The following is a 3,998-nucleotide window of genomic DNA, read 5'->3' on the forward strand; positions in this document are numbered from 1 at the left end:
GGTGCGCGTGACGTGGCCGAGGATGCTGCCGGCCAGATACACGGCGTCGTGGCGCGGCTTGTCCGCCCAGTCGATGCCTTCGACGGTGATGACGTTTTCCGGGATGGCGATGTCGGGCGTCAGGCTGGCCCACTCCCAGGGCGCGGCGGGGTAGCGCGGCAGCACGCGCAGGATGTCGGCCGTGGCGTGCGGCTGGATGACGGCGCCGGCGGCCTCGGCGATGCGGATCGCGGCATCCATGTAGCTGCCGGTGTGCGACCAGGCGTGGGCATCGACCAGCCAGTCGGTGATCTGCCAGTCGAGCGTCCAGCCCAGCGGCACACCGTTGTCGGTCAGCGCATCATCCATCAGTTGCTGGGCGGTGCGGGCCTCGGTGTTGAGCCGGACGATGGTCGGCGAATACGGGCTGGCCAGCAGCGCGGCACGGCTGCGGCCGCCGATGCGCAGTTCGGCGCGGCCGAAGCGGCGCTCGCGCGACAGGGTCTCGACCAGCAGCCTGTGCGCCTGGCCGTTGATCGTGGCCATGACCTCCTTGCAGCCGTCTTCCGGGTCGGGGCGCAGTAGGTCGAGGTAGGTGGCCGGCACCGTGGCCGACCAGCCCCAGGCCCAGGAGTCGATGTCCAGGCGCAGGGAAAGACTGGTGTGCTCGATGGGCTCGCCCGTGCCGGCGAGCGTGAGCGAGACGGTGTTGAGCACGGTGTAGGTTCTCCGGATGGGGATGATGATGGGGCCGACGCCGGGCTGCCGGCAGCCGAAGACCAGGTGAGCCGTGCCATCGCGGACGTGGCAGAAGCGCAGGAGGACGACACGGGCCGGCCGCAGGTCCGGCCCGGTGCCGGGCTCGGGGCGCCAGTAGCCGGGCGGCGGATGGATGCCGTGCGTATGCGGCATCGCCAGCGCCACACCGAGTCGATCCCCCAGAAACCGGAATGCCGTACCAATGACCTGCGCCAACGCCTCGGCGGATTGCTGGCCGGCGGACAGGGGCCGCGCGCTGCGCGCCATCTCCTGCTGCTGCGCGTTCGAGCGGCCGCCGGCCGGCAGGGCCTGGGCGACGGGCAGCACAGCCCCCCGCCGGCTGCGCGCGGTGTCGCGCTGCGGTGCGGCGGCGCGCCCGCCAACGCGCAGGCCGTGCGCCCACCGCGCATCGAGGGACCGTGCCACACGCTGCGTTTCCTGATGCGGCAGGCCCGCGCGGCTGGCCAGGACGGCCGCAGTGTGCATCCGGGCGCACAACGCGGTGGCGCTGGGGAGCATGGATTGCTGTGCCAGGACGCTCGACGCGGCATGCTGCTCAGCCTGCTGCACCCGCGTGACCAAGGCCGTCGGGGTGTCCGTGATCAGCGCCATGTCCTGCTCGACATCGACGGCGGCATCGGGCGAGGCCAGCACGACAGCCGGCAACGAGGCAGCCAGGGCGAGGTTTTGCCCTTGATGCGCGACGGCGGACGGTGCCAAGGCGAGCGGCGCAGGGGGTAATGCAGCCAGCAGGTACGCAGGCGTCGCCGTCGCGCCGGCCAGCGCCGGCGCCAGTGCCAGGCCGGGCGCCGGGAGCGTGGCATCGAGCGCCCCCAGTACGGGCGGCAGACGCCCATCGGCCTCGAACGAGAGCTGCAGTCCCGGCGGCGGCAGTGCGGCCGACAACGCCCCATGCACGACGAAGGCCGCATCGCCGTGCGCAGCCAGGGCCAGCGGCGCCAGCGCGGGTGCGAGTAATGCGCACGCCAGCTCTCCGACCGCATCCTGCGCCTGCCCGCCGGCACCGAAGCGCAGCCGCGCCAGCCCGGGCGTGGCTGATTGCGGTGTGACGAAGCGCAGGCGGATCGTCATGCGTCAGAGAGCCAGATCAGCCCGCAAACACGGCGGAGACCAGGCGCGCGAACGCGCCGTTGCGCAGCAGTGTGGAGATCAACTTGATCTCGCCTGCGCCGCTGGCATCCGACACGCTGCAATCGCCCCACCAGGCGCCCGCGCCATCGGTGATGCGCGCCCAAACCGCGTCGGTGCCGTCGTCCGGGTCGGCGCCGGTGATCTGGCCTTCGATGGGCACGGCCAGCTCGATCGTGCGGGCCGCTTCGTTGATCGCGCCGGCCGGCTGCTGCAACGGGATGGTCACCAGCGCATCGCCGGCGGGCGGCTCGCCCGGATCGGGGCGCGGCGCGGCGTAGAACGTGATGGATGCGGGGCCGGGTACGGCATCGAGCCGCGCCAGACTGGCCTGCAGCGCGGGCACGCGGGCGGCCTCGGCGCGCGCCGCGGCGTGGGCGGTGGAAATGTCCATGATTGATCAGGGTACGCTCGGAATGAGGTTGGTCTTGATGACCGGGTCGTGCTCGCCGGTGTGGTCGTAGGCGATGACGCCATAACGCTGCGCGGGGTCGAGATGCTCGAAGCGGCAGCGGCCGTCGTCGCCGGTCACCTGGGTCGCGACCAGGGACGCCGTCGGGAACACCGTGCCGAGCGCATTGGCGGCGACGAAGAGCTGCACGCGGCGCGGCACGGGCTGGTCGGGCAGGCCGGCAATGACGGTGTCGACATCGAGATAGCCGATCAGGCCGGTGTCGATGCGTGCGCTGGTGAGCAGCCGGTCGATGATTACCGCGCTCATCTCCACGGCCCCTCGATGTCGAAGGCCACGAAGCGCCGCTCGACGTAAGCGCCTGAATCTGCCGTAGCACCAACCCTGACACGCATCAAGAGCCGCCCGGAGATGCGCTCAATCCCAAAATTCGGCAAGACGACAGGGGATTGTTCATGGGCGATGTAATAGCCAGGGACCTGCCCCCGCAAAGGTACGGAGCTACCACGACCATCGGTGATAAACACAGGGCTGTAGTGCATCTTGCCGTCAATCGGGAGCAGGCGGGCTGATTCTCCTGAGCCTGTCCCGCCCGCGTGCTCGACGGCGCTCTTATGGCTCTGCTCAATCACACCGCCTGATTGATCGAAACCCCGCGCCAACCAGCATCCGCCATTCGCCCCAAATAGGCCGTAAAAGGTAGATGACGCCACCGACGGGATGTTGCCGGAGGCTACGGCTTGCATGCTTGCGATGATGCAGTGATAGGCATCACCGTCCAGATAGCCGATGGCATCCCCAAACCTGTAAATGGCCGCTTTGCCTGCATACTGCGTACTGGTGTGCCAAGCGGGCGCATAGTGAAACAGCCTGCGGTCGCCGATCAATGACCACGGCAACGGAGTTGATCCCCCCGAATTGTTGTTGTGTTTTGGCCAGTTGCTGGTAGTGCCACTACTCGGGAACATCCCGGTACCCGTGTCGACATCGAACATCTGTTCATATCCGCGTACATCGACATTTGTGGTGCCGGCGTCATCCACCCTCAGAAACATCTGCGTACCCGCCAGATCGGTGGACTGATACACCGCCTTGTTGGCACCCGCGAACACCTTGGCCCAGCCGGCGGGCGCCATCTTGACGGTGATCGTGCCCGTGGCCGTGCCGTCGGGTAGATCGCAGTCGAAGCTGAACGTGTTGCCGGCGACCGACTTGATGCGCCATTCGTCGTTGAGCCCGGCCGGCGTGGCACCCGAGAGCGCGATCACCGCGTGCTGCAGATAGGCGTGGCCGGCGCTGATCGTGGCCGTGGCCACGCCATCGGCGACCACCAGGCTGTTGACGACACGCACGTCGAAGCCGTTGACCAGCGTGGCATCGAGCAGCTCGATCAGCGCGCCGGCCTGGCCGCGCAGCACCGGGGATGCAGCCATTTCGTGGTGAAACCATTTGACCGAGGTATCGGCTTTCATCGGGATCTCCTATGTCAGGGGCGGTCGACATTGCCCAGCGCGTACAGCTCGCAGCCGTCGGCGCCGTCGCCGGCCGGGGCGTCGGATTGCTGGATGCTCTGGGCGATCCAGACGTCTGCAATGGCGCCGACGGTGTTGATGCGCACGACGTTGCCGGTGATCCAGCCGCCGCCATTGGCCGCCGCGGGGATGAGCAGGTAGGGCACGCCGCCCGAACCGTCCGCCGC

Annotated in this window: 5 protein-coding genes; all 5 read right to left on the minus strand. The window is 68.8% G+C overall.

All coding sequences use genetic code 11. The features are described 5' to 3' along the window. Nucleotides 1-1,830 (minus strand): hypothetical protein (locus TBU01S_RS22435; RefSeq protein WP_068639706.1); only part of this gene is annotated, 1,830 nt, incomplete at its 3' end. A gap of 16 nt (nucleotides 1,831-1,846) precedes the next feature. Beyond that, complete coding sequence (locus TBU01S_RS22440; RefSeq protein ID WP_068639707.1) at nucleotides 1,847-2,281, minus strand: hypothetical protein; 435 nt, start codon at nucleotides 2,279-2,281, stop codon at nucleotides 1,847-1,849. A gap of 6 nt (nucleotides 2,282-2,287) precedes the next feature. Further along, complete coding sequence (locus TBU01S_RS22445; protein WP_068639708.1) at nucleotides 2,288-2,608, minus strand: hypothetical protein; 321 nt, start codon at nucleotides 2,606-2,608, stop codon at nucleotides 2,288-2,290. Further along, nucleotides 2,605-3,771, minus strand: a complete 1,167-nt coding sequence (locus tag TBU01S_RS22450) for a hypothetical protein (RefSeq protein WP_068639709.1) — start codon at nucleotides 3,769-3,771, stop codon at nucleotides 2,605-2,607. Before TBU01S_RS22450 ends, TBU01S_RS22445 begins: the two co-directional genes overlap by 4 nt. A gap of 14 nt (nucleotides 3,772-3,785) precedes the next feature. After that, nucleotides 3,786-3,998 (minus strand): hypothetical protein (locus TBU01S_RS22455; RefSeq protein ID WP_217999690.1); only part of this gene is annotated, 213 nt, incomplete at its 5' end.

This window comes from Thauera butanivorans NBRC 103042 (assembly GCF_001591165.1).
GTDB classification, from domain to species: domain Bacteria; phylum Pseudomonadota; class Gammaproteobacteria; order Burkholderiales; family Rhodocyclaceae; genus Thauera; species Thauera butanivorans.

Excerpts from the sequence above, each read along its gene's own strand:
- TBU01S_RS22445 (WP_068639708.1), bottom strand. The coding sequence starts at position 2,608 with ATGAGCGCGGTAATCATCGACCGGCTGCTCACCAGCGCACGCATCGAC.
- TBU01S_RS22450 (WP_068639709.1), bottom strand. The coding sequence starts at position 3,771 with ATGAAAGCCGATACCTCGGTCAAATGGTTTCACCACGAAATGGCTGCA.
- TBU01S_RS22440 (WP_068639707.1), bottom strand. The coding sequence starts at position 2,281 with ATGGACATTTCCACCGCCCACGCCGCGGCGCGCGCCGAGGCCGCCCGC.